The sequence below is a fragment of the Niallia oryzisoli genome (assembly GCF_036670025.1).
GTDB lineage: Bacteria > Bacillota > Bacilli > Bacillales > Cytobacillaceae > Bacillus_BD > Bacillus_BD oryzisoli.
Genome location: NZ_CP137640.1, coordinates 1,094,661 through 1,112,364, shown reverse-complemented (window position 1 = coordinate 1,112,364; position 17,704 = coordinate 1,094,661). Strand labels below are relative to the sequence as shown.

Here is a 17,704-nt window from a genome sequence, read left to right as displayed (position 1 = left end):
TATTGAATCAAATCATCTGTTTTGGTTTATAATCATTCAATTGTTTGTGTATCTCGGTTATCCAATCACTGAAGCATGTGTATGTGTCGATTCGTAAACCTTGATCATACAGCTCATGAGCGATGTTCCCCATGCTTCCATGTTCAAGTGAAAACTGGGCATAATGGTTCAAGCAGCTTACCCACTTTTCACGATGCTCTGCTTCACTAAGTGGTTTTTCTTTGGAGCCTGGTGCGTGTTGAACCGTTTTTTCATATACTTGCCCATTCTTTGTTTTTATTCTAATTTCTATCGCTAATCTTCGATTAAGTCGCTTGTCTTCCTCAGATTCCTGCAATTCCAACACCTTGACCACAGGAAGCAGCTTCTGAATATCTGCACGGAGCACTTGATTGTCTTCAAAGCTGCTCAACCTCACATGTCCGTCGGCTAACGCCGCCAGTACGGTATATTCCGCACTGAACTTTCCTTGTAATCCTGTTATTGGTCGTGAATGAACTAAAGGCAAGAGACTTCTCAGTTGTGCTTGAAGGACAATTTTTTCTATATCCTCTAAGCTCAACTGATGCTCGTCTTTAAGATCTAGAGCGCCTTGGATAAAGCGGTGCGTACCGAAGCAACAAGGGAACTTCTTAACAGATAGTCCTTCTAGCATATCGTAAGGCTCTCCGAATGTGATGGAATTCATCGCTTTTTGAAGCTCATCTTCGTCAGCCCCACCGCTAAATGCCATGAAAAATCCTCTTTTTCCAAAAATATCCTTATTCCCTGTAAATCCCTGCTCAGCTAAAATTGCTGCCTGAATGCCGTGTGATGCCGATAATCCAACATGCAACGACTTGGTCATGGAACCGAAATTCTTCTGCAGCCCTCCGGTCATCGATGCAGCAATGGCAATGGCATGGGAGCATTGCTCTTCATTGAGATGAAGCAGATGGGAGGAAGCAGCAGCCGCTCCAATCGTGCCCAATGTATCGGTTGCATGCCAGCCGAGATTATAATGCCGGATCCCCATCACTTGCCCAATCCGGATCATGACCTCCGTACCAATGCTATAAGCTGTAATGACTTCCTTACCCGAGCTTTTAAGCTTCTCGGCAAGAGGCGTTATCGCAGACAGAATCGGAGCGCTTGGATGGATGACGACACCTACCGAGGCATCGTCATAATCCAACACATGTGAAGCCGTTCCATTAATAATGGCTGCTTTATCGCAATCCACCTTCACTGGCTCTCCCCAAAGAGAGGAGACACCAACCTGCCCGTTCTCCTGTAAAACATATACCTTTTTAGCCTTTTCTACGGCAACTTCATTCCACCCGGCCAATGCCACCCCAACTGTATCAATGATTGCCCGCTTGGCTAATTCCACCATATCCTCTTGAAGCTTTTCATAGGATGTTTCCGTAATAAAGGCAGTGAGCTTTGTCATCAAGTTATTGATTTTTCCATCTTGGTTTTCGCTTTTCATTAAAAGCTGCCACTCCCTCTAACCGGTCTTGTGATGTCACCAACTGGTTGTATGCTGCAATATCCAGCGCGTAGGCAGTATGGTAATCTGTTTCAGATCCTTTGTTAATCGAAACTTTAGCCGCTCTTACTGCCATTGGGGAGGTGTCTGCAATCTTGGCTGCCAATTCAAGTGCGGTTTCCAACGCTTTTCCTTTGGAAACGACTCGGTTGACCATACCCCATTCGTATGCTAATGCCGCGTCAATTTTTCGGCCAGTATAGATAAGCTCTTTGGCTCTACGTACCCCGATTGCCCGGGCTAGATTTTGCAGGCCTCCGCCACCGGGTAAAATTCCTCTTAGTGCTTCCGATAAGCCGAAAACAGCTGTTTCTGAAGCAATGATAAAATCAGTTGACAGCGCCAATTCACAGCCACCGGCAAGGGCATAGCCTTCCACAGCAGCGATAACTGGTACCGGGAAATCCCGTGTCATTAGGACCAAGTCCTCAATGATATGATGCTGTCGTTTCCATGTGCCGTCGCTCATTCCATTGCGTTCTTTTAAATCGCCTCCGGTGCTGAACGCTCTCTCTCCTGCACCGGTGATGACAACACATCTTAAATCTTCGTTGTAGGCCTCCTCGCGGAAAAGCCTTAGCCTTTCCTCGAGCATTTGAGTATTCATCGCATTCATTACTTCAGGTCGATTGAGCGTAACAACCAGAATTTCGTTGTTTTCTCCTTTATATTCAACCTTCAACATTTCGTAGGATTCTTTTACTATAGTCACACAAATCGCTCTCCTTTCTTGAATCTCTCTTAATATGATCTTGGCATTTTCAATACGTGCTGACCTACATGGCTTAAGATTAGATTCGAAGAGATTGGAGCAATCTTCATCATTCTTGCTTGCATCCACTTACGGTTGATGTGGTACTCATTTGCTGCAGCATAGCCGCCGTGCGTTTGCATACACGCTTCAGCCGCATGGTAAGCAGCCTCAGAGCACAGGTACTTCGCCATATTTGCTTCAGCACCAGCCTGTAGCTTGTTATCGAATTTAGTTGCTGCTTTATACATAAGCGCCTCCGCAGCTTGAAGCTCCATATAGGCTTGTGCAATCGGGAACTGGATGCCTTGGTTTTGACCGATTGGGCGGTTAAATACAACACGCTCGTTCGCATACTTAACTGCCTGGTCAATAAACCACTTACCATTACCAAGTGCGGAACCGGATACAAGAATCCTTTCTGCCACCATTCCGTCCATTACGCAGTAAAGTCCTCTTCCTTCTTCACCGATTAAGCATTCCTCAGGTACTTCAAGGTCATTGAAGAACAATTGATTCGTGTCCCCGCCTAGCATCGTCGAGATTTTCGTTGATTCAATACCGGTACCAACCTCACGAGTGTCAATCAGAAATAAGCTGATGCCATGTGTTCTTTTTTCTACCTTGTCAAGCGGTGTTGTACGAGCTAGAAGCAGCATTAAATCCGTGTTGTTGAAACGTGAGATAAAGATTTTTTGTCCGTTAATTATGTAACGATCTCCCTTTTTCTCAGCGAAGGTTTTAATTTTAGTTGTGTCCGTACCAGCATCCGGCTCTGTAACAGCAAACGTTTGCAATCTCAAGGAACCATCCGCAATTTGCGGCAAATATTTGCGTTTTTGCTCCTCACTTCCGTGTCTGAGAAGTGCACCCATCGTATACATTTGAGCGTGAACCTGGTTAGAGTTACCGCCAGATCGGTTGACTTCTTCTAGGATAATCGCTCCCTCTGTAAAACCTAACCCTGAGCCGCCGTACTCTTCCGGAATCAGTGCCCCTAACCAGCCCGCATCACTCATGGCTTTAACAAATTCTGTTGGATAGGTATGTTCCTCATGGGATTGTCTCCAATAATCTAAATCAAACCGTGAACAAACTTCTCTCACTCCTGCGCGAATATCATTCTGTAGGTCAGTAAATTCAAAATCCATTTTTTATTCCTCCATATCGTATCGTTAGTTTATCTAATATTTGTTATATTCAGTCTTTTCAACTTCCTTGTACTTGCATCCAAGAGTTTGGCCTAATTCCAGATAAAACCCCGCCTTTGGATAGATGCCCAGGGAGCTCTCTTCCTACAATCCGTTCAGCCATCTTGGCACATTCGACCAAGGCTTCCAGGTTAAGTCCTGTATCAATTCCCATTTGTTCGCATAGAAACGCAACATCTTCTGTAGAAATGTTCCCAGGTGCCCCTTTCACTGCAGCGAATGGACATCCTCCTAGCCCTGCAACTGCCGTATCGAATTCCCATAGTCCTTCCTGAAGCGCCGCGTAAACGTTCGAAAGTCCCAGTCCGCGTGTATCATGCAGATGCAAATGTATATTAAGTTCCGGCCATTTGTCCTGAATGGCACTAACTGTTCTCTTAATCTGTTCTGGGTTAGCCCAGCCCATGGTATCTGCTAATTTGACTTTTTGAATCCTTTCTCCATAGCTTTCTGCCAAGGATATGACCTTGCCCATAATATCCAGCAAATGATCCAAATAGATGTAGCCTTCAAAGTTGCAGCCAAAGGAAGCCATAAATCCCATCTGTTTCACAGGAATACCTGCCTTCTTATAGGCCTCAATCCATTCTGGCAGTGTGGCAAACATTTCACTCGTCGATTTATTCATATTCCGCTTCGAAAAGGCATCACTTGCAGATAGAACTAGACTTCCGTCTAATGTAACATTGTTGGCCAGCGCTCGCTCCAGCCCTTTCAAATTCAGATATGCCGCCCGATAAGTAACCCCTGGCACTCTCTCAATTCTAGTTAGCACCATTTCTGCATCTGCCATTTGTGGTACCCACTTCGGACTGACAAAAGATGTAGCCTCAATGTTTTTGAGTCCAGTCTGGCTTAGAGCATTAATGAAAGCAATCTTATCCTCCGTTGGAATCGTGCCTGTTTCTGATTGAAAGCCTTCCCTTGGTCCTACCTCATACAATTCAACGTGTTGGGGTAATGTCATGTTCTTACCTCCTAACCAATAATGCTCTTGCTCTTGAGCTGTTCCAAGGTCTCTTTTGGATAATTTAATGAGCTAAGAATTTCATCTGTATGCTCTCCTAGCAGCGGAGGTAAAGATTGAAGGTTGCCTCGTTCTTCATTGATTCGGAATGGAAGATCAACCATTCGAAAATCAGAAACCCTAAAATCTTCAACTGGTTTAATCAATGCAAGCGCATTTACTTGTTCATCGCGAAGCACTCGATCCAATGTGTTGATCGGGCAGCTTGGTACATTGTATTCCGCCATTAAGTTCACGAGGTCGTCTACTTCATAACCTAATGTACATTCTTCTATAATTCGGTGAAGCTCTTTACGATTTTGGACCCTGACCGAATTGGATTCAAAGCGAGGATCCTCGACTAGCTCCGGCATTTGAAGAGCCGCACATAAATTCTTAAACAGTCGATTGTTTCCAGCAGCGATAATCGCCCATTGATCCCCTTTTGTTCTAAAAGCTTCATAAGGTGCCGTCGTTGCCATTCCCGTACCCATCTTCCTCGGAAGATTTCCCGATGCCATGTACGTGGAAAGCTGTAAGGTTACCCATGCAACTCCCGTTTCTAACAGACTGTTTGCTACTTTGCAGCCTTTTCCGGTTTGGTTACGTTGATGTAGGGCACTTAGTATACCAATCAAAGACCACATACCTGTTGCCATATCTACAATCGATACGCCGACGCGAGCTGGGTCATCCCCCTCATTTCCTGTCAAGCTCATAATACCGCTGTATGCCTGTATAAGCGGGTCATAGCCTGGCTTGTTTTTCATTTTCCCTTTATCACCAAACGCACTAATTGCCGCGTATATTAAAGAAGGATTGATTTCGGATAATGTCTCATAGCCGAGCCCGCGAGACTCTTCACTTCCTGGCTTTAAGCTATGGATGAAGATGTCTGCCTTCTCCACTAATTCATGAACAATTTTCTGCCCATCTGGATGATTAAGGTCAACGCAAAGGCTTTTCTTATTACGATTTAACGCCAGGAAGGTAGAGGATTCTCCTCCCCATAATGGCGGATGCCAGTGCCTCGTATCATCTCCATGTCCCGGACGTTCAATCTTAATGACCGTCGCACCTAAATCACCTAACATTTGTGAACAAAACGGACCTGCCACGTTTTGCGTAATATCTATGACTGTAAGACCCGAAAGAATATTAGCCATGTTGTTTTCTCCTCTCTCTTTTGCTTTATACTGGAACTTTCTTGAACTCTTCTGTCAACAATGGAACTACTTCGAATAAGTCTCCTACAATTCCATAATCAGCCACTTTGAAAATTGGCGCCTCTGGATCCTTATTGATTGCTACGATAATTTTGGAATTAGACATCCCAGCCAAATGCTGAACTGCACCGGATATGCCGCATGCAATATATAAATCAGGTGTTACCACTTTCCCAGTTTGACCAACCTGCATCGAGTAGTCACAATAGCCTGCATCACAAGCCGCGCGTGATGCACCAACTGCCGCTCCCAGTACATCTGCTAACTCTTTAATCGGGTTGAAGCCTTCCGCGCTTTTCACTCCACGGCCACCTGAAACAATAATTTTAGCCTCTGTTAAATCAATGGTGCCTGCTGTCTTTCTTACGACATCTTTAATGACTGTGCGGATATCCTTAATGGTTGCTTTATATTCAATCGTGTTTGCTGTACGCCCTGCATCCGGTTCGCCTTTGGCAATATTATTGGAACGAATCGTTGCAAAAATGATTCCGTCAGTTATTTTTTTCTTTTGGAACGCTTTCCCTGCGTAAATCGGGCGAGCAAAGACTACTTCATCACCATTCACTTCAACAGCAGTGCAGTCAGATACTAATCCAAGTCCCAGACGAGCAGCTACTCTTGGTGCCAAATCACGGCCCAAAGCTGTATGTCCAAGCAGTACGGCCTCCGGGTTTACGATTTGAAATACTTCTGTGAACGCTTGAGAGAATGCATCCGTCGAATAGGCATTCAATTCCTCATTGGTAACCAAGTAAACTTGATCTGCACCATATTGTGCCAGCTGCCCCGCATCTACGTTGTCCCCCTGGCCAAATAATACCGCCGTCACTTTCCCGCCAGCCGCAATTTCCTTGGCAGCGGCAAGTGCTTCAAATGATACGTTTCTCAAACTACCATTCCGTTTTTCTGCTACAACTAACACATCTTTACTCATTGATGCCTTTCCTCCTTAAATGTTTATTATCCAGATATGATTACACGACTTTTGCTTCAAAGCGAAGCGCTTCTATGAGCTCAGAGACCTGTTCAGGCAGTTCTCCTTGAAGGATTTTCCCGGCTGCTTTTTGCTGCGGTAAATATTGCTCCAGTACTTCTGTCTTCGAAAGAATTTCCTCAATATTTAAACCTAAGTCATCGGCGGTAAGCCGTTCGATTGGTTTCTTCTTTGCCTTCATAATTCCTGGTAGTGAAGGGTAACGCGGTTCATTTAATCCCTGCTGTGCAGTGACTAGTACAGGCATGCTTGCTTCAATGATTTCGATATCGCCTTCCACGTCTTTTTCCACTTTTACAAGGCTTCCATCCACTTCCATTTTCGTAATGGTAGAGATATGCGCGATTCCCAGCTCTTCGGCTAAGCGTGGTCCAACCTGTGCAGCTCCATCATCAACCGCCATATATCCGCCTAATATCAAATCATAGGTATCTCTTTTTGCAATAGTCGCTAACACTTTAGAAATCATATATTCATCACCGAAAACAGATTCATCATCCACGATGATTGCTTTATCAGCTCCCATCGCCAAAGCTGTACGCAATGCAGCCTCGGCGCGTGACGGGCCAATCGTCACGACCGTTACTTCTCCACCGTGTTTTTCCTTAATCGCCACTGCCTCCTCAACAGCGTATTCATCATAAGGATTAATGACGTACTTGACTCCGTCCTCACTTACTTTTCCATTGGAGAGTACAATTTTCTCTTCTGTGTCAAATGTTTGCTTAAGCAGCACCAAAATTTTCATGTGAACCTCCTGAATGTAAAAATTATCTTTTCGTTTAAAAAACATTTTTGAATAATCTGTATATTTAAAATTTATCACAGCTTTACACATATTACTAATATCTATAAAATAGTCTTCCCATATGATTTATATATGTTTTTTTTCAGGAGTTTTTCGATGATAAAAACTATAAATGCTGTCTCTGATTCTTGGGCTTATCAACATGCACAGGCAAAGGGCGTGTTATATATCCAAAGGCCGTAAGAACAAGCCCGCTGCCCCAAAAAATAGCGGAAACGCCAAGCAAACCACCTAGTCCGCCAAAGATGACCGGAATAGCAAATTGGGAGACACGATTAATCATCATCTGAACGCCTAGTACTTCTCCATGACGTTCTGGTAAGGTTCCTTCCAGTAGTGCAGCAGTGCTAAGCGGCTGCGCAAGACCTAGACCGGCTCCTAAAATACCAACCAACACAAAAAGCATGACAATCCAAGGGGAAAAAGGAGTGACAAGATAAATAATACTAGTAACAAAAAGAGACCATGTAAGAATTCTCATGCGGCCAAAAGAGCGAACGAGAGACGCTTGGGTAAATCGAATAACAAGCATGGCAAGACCGCTGAATGAAAGGAGAATTCCTGTCATTGTAGGACTGATGCCCATATTGTCAGCAAGCAAAGGAAAGTAGACGCTAAACAGCTCTCGATAGGAAAAGATCAATCCGCCAATAATAATCGCATTCCTTATGTCACGGGTTTGCATAAGGGTCCAAATCGATTCGCTGCTCTGCAAATCTGCTTTTTGGTTTTCAACCGTTTTTTGTATGTTCTCTTCATCTAAATTCCTCATCCCCACCTCGCTGCACAAAGCGATGGCAATGAGCAACATATTAAAAAAGATACAGATATGATACCCGTAGTAATCATACAGAAAGGAACTCATAATGGGACCAATCATTGCCCCAAGAGAGCCAAACAGACTGTAGTTGGCTACCGCCCGATCGATGTCGCCTCCTAAGCTGCCAATTCTCTTTTGCAAGGCGAGCATCAGGCAAGTTGAGGCAATACCGACCATAGCTAGCTGGATTAAAAAGATGACAAAGGATGGGAACATGACACTTAACAATAAGGAAATCAAATACATGATATTCCCAATGACAACAATGGGACGTGTTCCTATATGATCAACCCATTTGCCAATATGTAAGGCCAAAAGGGCCGGACAGATAGCAGAACTGGCAATAATCATGCTGATTTCTTGAGGGGAAAGCCCTAAAGAGTAGGAGTATAAAGAAACAACAGGCTTGATACCCGTAATTGTTGTGATAAGGATGGTATTCATTAGAATAATAATGAAGTAATTCAATAGATTCACCGCCAAGATAAAGTGCATAAAATAGATAATAAATAAAAAAGGACTCTCCAAATGTGGAGAGCTTTTTTTATACAATAATCATGATTTTTTCTTATGGTAATTAATCCCGTGATATTCAATAAATTCATCGAAAACCTCGATGGACTTTTCTCTTCCGATTCCACTTTGCTTGATCCCGCCAAACGGAATGTATTTTGAACCTAAATGTGTCTGCCCATGACCATTAATGAAGGTCATACCCGCTTCTATTTGGTTTGCAACGCCCAATGCACGATCAAAATCCGAAGACCATATGGAAGAGCCCAAACCGAATTCTGAATTATTAGCCATATGAATCACCTCTTCTTCCGTATGATATGGAATTAGAGGAAGCACCGGACCAAATTGTTCGCATGTAACAATCTCTGCGTTAGGATCGACATCCCGTACGATAACTGGCTGAAGATAGTATCCATTATTCCAATTTTCGGGTTCCAGCACCTTTCCTAACTTGACTAAATTGGCCCCGCTATGCTCAAGTCTTTCAATTAGTTCACTTATCCTTTGATATTGAAGTTGGTTATTAATTGGACCCATTGTAGCCTCTTCATTCAATTGATGACCAATTTTATAGGAGTCTGTCAATATGCAAGCCTTCTCATAAAACTCATCATACATATCAGAGGGGATGTAAACGCGCTTAATCGCAAAGCAGAATTGACCTGTTCTTCGGAAGGCTCCTTCGACGATTTTGGGAACGACTTCATTCAGATCTGCATCGTCAAGTACAATAGCCGGATCGTTACCCCCTAATTCAAAGTGAACCCCTTTGAGTGTTTCAGCGGCAGATTTCATAATCGCCACTGCAGTATTCCCCCCACCGGTAAACGAAATTTTACGAACGAGTGGATGAGAGGTTAAAGCACTGCCTACCTCACCTCCGCCAAGAACAACATTAATCACGCCCGGAGGGAAGAATTTTGCCATCGTTGTTAATAAAGTGACAACCCCCATCGATGCAGTTGGAGACGGCTTAACAACAATGGTATTGCCTGCAAGAAGAATAGGTGTTATTTTTTGTAAGGTTAGAATAATCGGGGCATTCCAAGGGACGATACAAGCAACCACACCCATCGGTCTTTTCACAACGCTAACCCAACCACTTTCATCCTCTATAATCCGCTTTTGAAGAGCTGAAGGAGCCAAGTCAGCTATATTTCTCAAATCTATTAATCCTAACTTGATTTCATCAATAGTTCTGCTAAACAGGATACCGTTTTCTTTAGCCGTAGTATTTGCTATGGAGGACGCAATTCTCTCAATTTCCTCAGCAGATTTTAAAAGAATTGAAGTTCTTTCTTCAAGTGAAGTTTGACGCCAGGAGCGGAAGGCCCGGTGTGCAGCCTGCACAGCTTGATCAATATGGCTTGCATCCCCTTTGGCGATATAGCCTACTATTTCTCTTAATCTGCCTGGGTCCCTCACTTCATCATAATGCTCTGTTGTCACGTCTTCATTGTTTATAAACAAGTTAATCTTCATGTGCATTCACCTCGTTATGTCCATTTCATTCATTCACTCCTATGTTACATTTCAACATCGTCTGCCAAATTCCCACGCTTATTTTTCACTCCGCTATAGATGCTAACGGCAAATATAATGAAGGCAATGCTCATGATAACAGCTGAAATTGGCTCCGTAAAAAAGATAAGAAAACCATCTGTTGAAATTGATAAGGATTGCAGCATAGAGGTCTCCAATTGTGATCCCAATATAAAGGTTACAATCATCGCGGACATCGGAATATCCAACTTTTTCAGAATATAACCAAGTACCCCAAAAATCAGCATTAACCCAACATCCCAAAGGCTGCCATTTAGACTGTAAGTTCCAACTAAAATGACCATCAGGATAATCGGAAACAATAATTTATACGGTATCATCGCAATTTTGGCCCACATACCAACTAAAGGCATGTTCATGATCAGCAATAAAACATTCCCAATAAACATACTGGCAATCAAGCCCCAAACAAAGTCCGGATTTTTCGTAAACAGGGCTGGCCCTGGCGTTAATCCGTGCATAATAAACGCCCCTAAAATAACTGCCATGGTCGGCGAGCTAGGCAGACCTAATGAAAATAGAGGAATTAAGGCAGCACCGCTGTGAGCGTTATTCGCCGTTTCAGGTCCAGCTACCCCTTCAATTGCTCCTTTACCAAAGCGAGATGGATCCTTCGCAACCTTTTTTTCCAAAATATAGGAAAATGTTGAAGCGATAATTGAGTTTGCACCTGGGATGACTCCTAGAAGCATTCCAATGCCTGTTCCCCTTCCGACGGATTTAAGCGTTGGACCCCATTCTTCCCTCTTAGGAAGAAGACCTTTGACCTTTTCTGGTTTGGTAACTTTTGCTGGATTTTCAGCATTAAGCAAAATTTCGGAAATACCAAACAGACCCATGGCCATGACCGCAAAATCAATCCCATCCATCAACTCTATGGAGCCAAATGTGAAACGGAATTCTCCAGTGACCATGTCTTGTCCTACCATGGCCAGCAATAAACCGAGGACAGCAGCAATCAATCCCCTGACCAAAGACTTTCCCATCAATGCCACGATCATCAGCATGCCAAGCAGCATTATGGCAAAGAATTCCGGAGGACCAAATTTCAACGCAAATTTAGACAATGCAGGACCTACAAATGTAAGCGCTGTTACAGCAACAACCCCACCGATAAACGAACCAATGGCAGACACCCCAAGGGCCGCACCCGCACGCCCCTTCTTCGTCATTTCGTACCCGTCAATACATGTAATGACCGATGCTGCCTCACCTGGTACATTCACTAATACAGAAGTAATTGTTCCTCCATACATCGATCCGTAGAAGATTCCGGAAAGCATAATAATAGCAGAGACTGGCTCCATCCCGAAAGTAATGGGAATTAGCAAAGCGGTTCCAGACACGGGACCAAGACCAGGGAGTACGCCGATGACCATCCCAAGCATTACACCAATAAGGCAGTAGAGAAGATTCGACCAAGTCAGTGCCGTTTCAAATCCCTGCATAAGCAAAAAGAATGAATCCATTTAACTGTCCTCCTAAAATAGAATCCCACTTAATGGTAAGTACACCTTTAATATCGAATTAAACAACCAGTATATGAATACTGTTATTCCGCCTGACATTAATATGGTGGTGTACCATCTATACTCTTTGTAGAACAAAATAGCTAGAAAGATAAATCCAGCAATTAGGAATCCGAAAAAAGTAAAGAGAATGATGAAAAGGACCAAACTGATAATGATAAACAAAATATGTTTTAGAGAATGTCCTGTTGGCCACGACTCACTGCTTGCATTTTTCCCTTTCACGCTTTCATAGATATACCAAATCGAGAGGGCCATCAGGATACCGCTCAACCAAGTAGGAAAAAAGCCCGGCCCAGGTCCAAGAACACCGGAATAGTTATATTGCAAGGACAGTACAAATAAGAAAAGAGCTAGAAGGAATATGACTGCCCCAGCCCAAATTCCTGACCTGTATTTACTCATGATAGAAATTCATCCCCTTCCACAAACAAATCGAAAATGGTGGGCATTCAGGAATCAACCTGAATACCCAATTATGTTTCATTGACAAGGTTTATTTGATTAAACCTAGTTCTTTTAACATTTTTCCAAATCTTACATTCTCTGCATCAACCTCTTTTTGGACAGCCTCTGGACCACCATAATTTGTCTGTAGAGAGGCTTTCTCGAATTCTGCTAATACTTCAGGGTCTTCCATTGTTTTCTTAAGTGCTTCTTCCAGCTTCGTAACAATTTCTTCTGGCACACCCTTCGGTGCGAACAGCGACGTATTGCTGTCAATTGCAACATCAAAGCCTTTATCCTTCAACAGAGGAATATCTGGAAAATAAGGAACAGGTACACTTGCAACATTAAATAATGCGCGGAGCTCGCCAGATTCAATTAGCGACTTTGCATCGCTCGGTTGTACCATGGCCCCCTGAACATGACCGCCTAAAACTGCTGTGATGGCTGGAGGCGTGCCTTCAAATGATACTGCCTTTGCCTCAAAGCCTGCCTGCTTTTCCAATTCTGCCACCGGTATATGAGCACCTGATCCAAGTCCCCCAGCTACTCCGTATGAAAATTTACCAGGATTTTTCTTCACATAATCAAGCCATTCTTCAAACGTTTTCCAAGGAGCATCTGCTTTCACAATCATGATTTGCTGGTTGCCGAATACTTTTGCGATGGGTTGAAAACTGTCATGGGAGTATTTCACATTCCCATACAATGGCTGCATGGAAATCGCACGGTGTGTAGACATCGCAAGGGTATATCCATCAGGCTTGGAGTTAAACAAATCCGTGATCGCAATCGATCCTGCGCCACCTGGTTTATTCACAATCACTAGCTGGGCACCAGGCAAATATTTAGGAAGGTATTTTTCTAGAATTCTGGCACCAATGTCTGTGGAGCCACCCGCAGCAAACGGTACGATTACTTCAATCGGCCTTGTCGGATACTCAATTTTGGACTGTTTTTCATTATTGGCTGCTGTAGCTTCCTTTGATCCTGTTGATTGTGAAGATTGAGAACAACCTGCCAGTACAATAAGTAATACTGACATAAAAAGTATAATGAATTTTTTCATTTTCCAACTTTCCCCCTAATTAATTAATTTCACAGCTATTACAACAAACACATGTTTAACTAGTCATCACCTCCCAATAAAATAAAACTCTTAGAATGACTGATTAATAATCTTTCTGATCCGAAATTTTTCCAATGCGGACATCCACCACAGCAGATTTCCCGTTTTTCACTTCTTTCATTGCTTGCTGCAATACTTCAGGTAACTCCCTTGGATCTGTCACCATCCTGGCGTATGCCCCACCTGCAGCTTCAGCAATTTTTGCTAGATCAGCAGATTGATCAAAATTCACCCAGTAACTGTCCGTTTGCTTGGCCATACCATCCGGATAGCGCTTTAATAGATTCATCTTTGTAGCATTCCAGCCTTCATTGTTGTAAATAACCGTTAAGAATGGAGCTTGATATCTGCGCGACATCCAATGAACGGATGATGGAACGCTGAATAAGTAGGAACCATCACCAGTTAAGGTAACAACCGTTTTCGATGGATCAGCAAGCTTGATACCAACGGCTGCGCCGCCATTCCACCCCAAGGATGTACCCCCGCTTCCAAACATGGTTCCTTCCTTGGAGCGCGGTAAATGCTTGGCAACTGTCATTGTATTCGTGATTGTTTCATCTAATATGATGGTCTCTTCGTCCACCACGTTTCGCAAACAAGCTGTCAGCCATTGCGGCGTAATCGTATCGCCTTCCACCTGTTCCTCCTGCCTCCAAGCCTCACGCTGCTCCTCATGTTGTTTGGCTAAACGATGATAACGGTCCCGGACTTGTTCCTCATCAATATTCCTCTGGGCAAGTTCTTCATTTAATTGATTTAAGGACGCATAGGCATCTGCACGATAATTTTTCATGGCAGGAATGTGCCACAATGGGATTTCTTCCTTAATTGGATCTAAATCGATAAAGAAAACTTTACAATCATCCTTTGGTTGTACTTGAGTTGAAACCCAAGGGACATCTGTATCAATAGCGATTATGACATCCGCTTCGGGAATCAATGGATTTGGATCAAACCCCAAATGCAAAGGGTGCTCCCTCGGAAAATTGACGTAGGAAGGGATTTGCTCCACTACAGGTATTGCTATTTTTTCGCAAAATTCAGTTAATTCAGAAACTGCTTTCGTTTTCCTCCCTAAATAAGTAGTAATCAACAATGGATCTTTGGCTTCCAATAAAGCACTTACAATTTCTTCAATCCCCCATTTGGGTATGGAGGTCTGCTCAATTGACGCCCATTTCCCCCATGTATCCGGTAGTTTTTCAACATTCTCCTCTAGAACCTCTCTCGCTCCGGTCAAATAAACCGGTCCGGCCGGATCACTTTGAGCCATCTGCATCGCACGGTAAATGAGCTGTTTCACGTTCTTTCCCGTACGGATATCAGATTCCCATTTGACATAGGACCGCAGGATTCCACGCTGATCGTATACATTTTGCAGGAAATTGACATAAGAATTACGGGTGCCAGAAAGCTCTCCGTCCATAGTGAACGGTGTTTCTCCAGCGAAAATGAATACCGGAACACGAGCTCGGAAGGCATTATGAATAGCCCCTCCTAAATTTTGCGTCCCCACATCCGTATGAATAATCACGCCTTGTGCTTGGCCAGACAGCATCGCATACCCTTGAGCTGCGGATAAAGCGACACTTTCATGAGGACAAATAATGGCCTTAGGGAGTTCCTTTCCTTCCACTTTGGCCTTAGCCAAGGCCTCGATCATCGAAGGATGATCGCTGCCTAGATTGCAAAAAAGGTAGGAAATACCGACTTCCTGCAGCGCTTCCATCAAAGCATCTGCCGCCGTATACCTGTCTAACAAAGTGTCTGTCGCTGTATACCTGTCTAACTTTTGTACATCGTTCATAAATTTAACTCCTTTGTTATTTTTTAAAATTCCACCGACTTTTCAATAATTTCGGCAATATCCAGTGTCTGCACCTGCTCCTCGACTTCCTTAGCCTTTGTACCATCGGAAAGCATCGTTAAACAATATGGGCAATTGCTGCCGATAACCGTTGGATTTACCTGAAGCGCCATTTCTGTCCGGGCTATATTCACCCGCGTCCCTTCGCGTTCTTCCATCCACATCCTACCTCCGCCAGCACCGCAGCAGAGCGCATTTTGACGATTTCGTTCTATCTCGAGCAGTTCAATTCCCGGAATGGCACGAAGGATATCCCTTGGTGATTCATAGATATCATTGTAGCGTCCAATATAACATGAATCATGATAGGCAACTTTCTCTTCAACCTTCTTAGTTGGCTTGAGCTTACCTTCCTTTAGCAGGTCAGCCAGAAGTTGGGTATGGTGGACAACTTCCGCTTCCAGCCCAAATTCCGGGTACTCATTTTTAAAGGTGTTAAATGCGTGGGGATCGGTCGTCACAATTTTGCGCACGCCGTACTTCTGGAACGTCTCAATGTTTTGAGTACATAACTCCTGGAATAGGTACTCGTTCCCCATCCTGCGTGATGTATCACCAGAGTTTTTCTCTTCATTGCCTAGAATCGCAAATTTAACCCCAGCCTTGTGCATCAAACGAGCAAAGGAGCGGGCAATCCTCTGGCTGCGCATGTCGAACGAGCCCATCGAACCAACCCAGAATAAAACATCGAATTCAGGGGTTTCATCAACGGTCTTGATGATATCCTCCATGCCTTCCCGCCATTTGATACGTTCATTGCGGTTCGTACCCCAAGGATTTCCTTGCCTTTCAATATTCTGGAAGTAACGTGTAGCTTCCGCAGGAATTTCCCCTTGCGTCATGACCAAAAATCGTCGCATATCGATAATTTTGTCCACATGTTCATTCATTACCGGACATTGATCTTCACAATTTCGACAGGTTGTACAAGCCCATAATTCATTTTCCGTGATGACATCCCCGATTAAGTTTGGCATTTCTACGGCTGCTGCCACCTCTGAATTTGCATCCATTCCCCCTTGCAGTGCCAATTGATTCGCTCTTGCATCCTTAAAGGCAAAGGCCGGCATCCATGGCGTACGTGATGTGATCGATGCTCCCTTTTCTGTCAGGTGGTTTCGCATTTTTAAGATCAGTTCCATTGGAGAAAGAGACTTGCCTGTCCCTGAGGCAGGACACATATTTGTACATCGTCCACATTCGGCGCAGGCGTATAGGTCAATCAGCTGCTGCTGGGTGAAGTTTTCAATTTTCCCAACACCAAATTCTTCAGCCTCTTCATCCTCGAAATCAATTTTCTTCAATCTCCCAACAGGTCCTACCTTCTTGAAAAACAAGTTAAACAACGCGAATAGCTCATGCGCTTGCTTCGACTGAGGGACAAACACCATGAATGATAACACTGTTAACAGGTGTACCCACCAAAAGACGAAGAACAATACCGTTCCTGCTGTTGTGCCAATGCCGGAGAATACTGCAGCAACCACTCCAGAGAATGGAGCAAAGATGAAATTCGGTTCATGCCCGAGCATCACTTTTTCAAACCCAAGCGTCAGCAGTATGGAAACAGTCAGCGTGGTAAGTGCAATGTAGACGACAGCCGCTTTGACATCTCTTCTTAACTGCAAACGCTTTAGTTTTTCAACATATCGACGGTAAAAAGCATAAACTACACCGCACAGCATGAGGAAGGTTGTCCACTCCTGCATCAGACTGAAATATTTGTGTACAGCACCTAATGGAAATTCGTATCCAATGATAAATCCCTTAATGATGATTTCGATAAGCCCTATTTGAATGATGAAAAAACCATAGAACAAAATAAAATGCATCAGACCACTTTTTTTGTCTTTAAACAATTTTCTTTGACCAAACCCATTGATTATTACGCTATTCAATCGTTCTTTAAGATTCAATTCAAACTCAGGTTTCTTTCCGAGCTTCACAAACAAATATCGACTGTATACGATTTGGAAAAATAAATACAACGCGTATCCTGTAACAGCTAGTACAGCTGCAAAATTCAAATATACAAGCACTAATCCACTTCCTTTCTTACTTTATTTATATCTGAAGCTACCACCATCCGTACGCTTTACACTTTGGATTGAATGGGCTTTATTCCTTAACTCTTCATTCTTGCATTGAAACCATGCGCACGGTCTCTTGCTAGATGCCATCTAGCAATTGTTGTTTAGAATTTTTATTATTCTGAATATTATTTATTTAAATAGTATCATTTGGTATACTAATATTTCAAATATCTATTTAATAGATTTGCGATACGATTAAAATATGGA

Annotated in this window: 14 protein-coding genes; all 14 read right to left on the bottom strand. The window is 43.4% G+C overall.

Going from position 1 to position 17,704, the window contains the following annotated elements; translation table 11 throughout:
- Positions 1-7 precede the first annotated feature (7 nt).
- The 14 genes from R4Z09_RS05585 to R4Z09_RS05520 all read right to left on the bottom strand — a co-directional run bounded on the left by R4Z09_RS05585 (position 8) and on the right by R4Z09_RS05520 (position 17,443).
- Positions 8-1,471, bottom strand: coding sequence for an MmgE/PrpD family protein (locus tag R4Z09_RS05585; RefSeq protein ID WP_338451355.1), 1,464 nt, complete (start codon positions 1,469-1,471; stop codon positions 8-10).
- Complete coding sequence (locus tag R4Z09_RS05580; RefSeq protein WP_338451354.1) at positions 1,437-2,243, bottom strand: enoyl-CoA hydratase/isomerase family protein; 807 nt, start codon at positions 2,241-2,243, stop codon at positions 1,437-1,439. Before R4Z09_RS05580 ends, R4Z09_RS05585 begins: the two co-directional genes overlap by 35 nt.
- A 29-nt stretch (positions 2,244-2,272) precedes the next feature.
- A complete protein-coding gene (locus R4Z09_RS05575) occupies positions 2,273-3,433 on the bottom strand; it encodes an acyl-CoA dehydrogenase family protein (RefSeq protein WP_338451353.1) in 1,161 nt (386 codons plus the stop codon).
- A 58-nt stretch (positions 3,434-3,491) separates the two neighbouring features.
- Positions 3,492-4,460: a hydroxymethylglutaryl-CoA lyase gene (locus tag R4Z09_RS05570; protein ID WP_338451352.1), complete on the bottom strand. Its 969-nt coding sequence runs from the start codon at positions 4,458-4,460 to the stop codon at positions 3,492-3,494.
- Between the two features lie 11 nt (positions 4,461-4,471).
- Complete coding sequence (locus tag R4Z09_RS05565; protein ID WP_338451351.1) at positions 4,472-5,665, bottom strand: CoA transferase; 1,194 nt, start codon at positions 5,663-5,665, stop codon at positions 4,472-4,474.
- 25 nt (positions 5,666-5,690) lie between these two features.
- The gene (locus R4Z09_RS05560; protein ID WP_338451350.1) at positions 5,691-6,662 is read right to left on the bottom strand and encodes an electron transfer flavoprotein subunit alpha/FixB family protein; all 972 of its coding nucleotides are present in this window, start codon (positions 6,660-6,662) and stop codon (positions 5,691-5,693) included.
- A gap of 40 nt (positions 6,663-6,702) precedes the next feature.
- Positions 6,703-7,470, bottom strand: coding sequence for an electron transfer flavoprotein subunit beta/FixA family protein (locus tag R4Z09_RS05555; RefSeq protein WP_338451349.1), 768 nt, complete (start codon positions 7,468-7,470; stop codon positions 6,703-6,705).
- A 166-nt stretch (positions 7,471-7,636) separates the two neighbouring features.
- Complete coding sequence (locus tag R4Z09_RS05550; protein ID WP_338451348.1) at positions 7,637-8,818, bottom strand: MFS transporter; 1,182 nt, start codon at positions 8,816-8,818, stop codon at positions 7,637-7,639.
- Positions 8,819-8,905: 87 nt separating this feature from the next.
- Positions 8,906-10,348 carry an aldehyde dehydrogenase family protein gene (locus R4Z09_RS05545; protein WP_338451347.1) on the bottom strand — a complete coding sequence of 481 codons (1,443 nt, stop codon included), beginning with the start codon at positions 10,346-10,348 and terminating at the stop codon, positions 8,906-8,908.
- A gap of 44 nt (positions 10,349-10,392) precedes the next feature.
- A complete protein-coding gene (locus R4Z09_RS05540; protein WP_338451346.1) occupies positions 10,393-11,898 on the bottom strand; it encodes a tripartite tricarboxylate transporter permease in 1,506 nt (501 codons plus the stop codon).
- Positions 11,899-11,910: 12 nt separating this feature from the next.
- The gene (locus tag R4Z09_RS05535; protein WP_338451345.1) at positions 11,911-12,363 is read right to left on the bottom strand and encodes a tripartite tricarboxylate transporter TctB family protein; all 453 of its coding nucleotides are present in this window, start codon (positions 12,361-12,363) and stop codon (positions 11,911-11,913) included.
- A gap of 91 nt (positions 12,364-12,454) precedes the next feature.
- Positions 12,455-13,474, bottom strand: coding sequence for a tripartite tricarboxylate transporter substrate binding protein (locus R4Z09_RS05530; protein ID WP_338451344.1), 1,020 nt, complete (start codon positions 13,472-13,474; stop codon positions 12,455-12,457).
- A gap of 103 nt (positions 13,475-13,577) precedes the next feature.
- On the bottom strand, positions 13,578-15,344 hold the full coding sequence (locus tag R4Z09_RS05525) for a thiamine pyrophosphate-requiring protein (protein WP_338451343.1): 1,767 nt from the start codon (positions 15,342-15,344) through the stop codon (positions 13,578-13,580).
- 23 nt (positions 15,345-15,367) lie between these two features.
- Complete coding sequence (locus R4Z09_RS05520; RefSeq protein ID WP_338451342.1) at positions 15,368-17,443, bottom strand: (Fe-S)-binding protein; 2,076 nt, start codon at positions 17,441-17,443, stop codon at positions 15,368-15,370.
- Positions 17,444-17,704: the final 261 nt, after the last annotated feature.

Bases quoted from the DNA above. Each gene is read 5' to 3' on its own strand.
- R4Z09_RS05585 (WP_338451355.1), bottom strand. From the start codon at position 1,471: ATGAAAAGCGAAAACCAAGATGGAAAAATCAATAACTTGATGACAAAG.
- R4Z09_RS05575 (WP_338451353.1), bottom strand. From the start codon at position 3,433: ATGGATTTTGAATTTACTGACCTACAGAATGATATTCGCGCAGGAGTG.
- R4Z09_RS05570 (WP_338451352.1), bottom strand. From the start codon at position 4,460: ATGACATTACCCCAACACGTTGAATTGTATGAGGTAGGACCAAGGGAA.
- R4Z09_RS05565 (WP_338451351.1), bottom strand. From the start codon at position 5,665: ATGGCTAATATTCTTTCGGGTCTTACAGTCATAGATATTACGCAAAAC.
- R4Z09_RS05560 (WP_338451350.1), bottom strand. From the start codon at position 6,662: ATGAGTAAAGATGTGTTAGTTGTAGCAGAAAAACGGAATGGTAGTTTG.
- R4Z09_RS05555 (WP_338451349.1), bottom strand. From the start codon at position 7,470: ATGAAAATTTTGGTGCTGCTTAAGCAAACATTTGACACAGAAGAGAAA.
- R4Z09_RS05545 (WP_338451347.1), bottom strand. From the start codon at position 10,348: ATGAAGATTAACTTGTTTATAAACAATGAAGACGTGACAACAGAGCAT.
- R4Z09_RS05540 (WP_338451346.1), bottom strand. From the start codon at position 11,898: ATGGATTCATTCTTTTTGCTTATGCAGGGATTTGAAACGGCACTGACT.
- R4Z09_RS05535 (WP_338451345.1), bottom strand. From the start codon at position 12,363: ATGAGTAAATACAGGTCAGGAATTTGGGCTGGGGCAGTCATATTCCTT.
- R4Z09_RS05530 (WP_338451344.1), bottom strand. From the start codon at position 13,474: ATGAAAAAATTCATTATACTTTTTATGTCAGTATTACTTATTGTACTG.
- R4Z09_RS05525 (WP_338451343.1), bottom strand. From the start codon at position 15,344: ATGAACGATGTACAAAAGTTAGACAGGTATACAGCGACAGACACTTTG.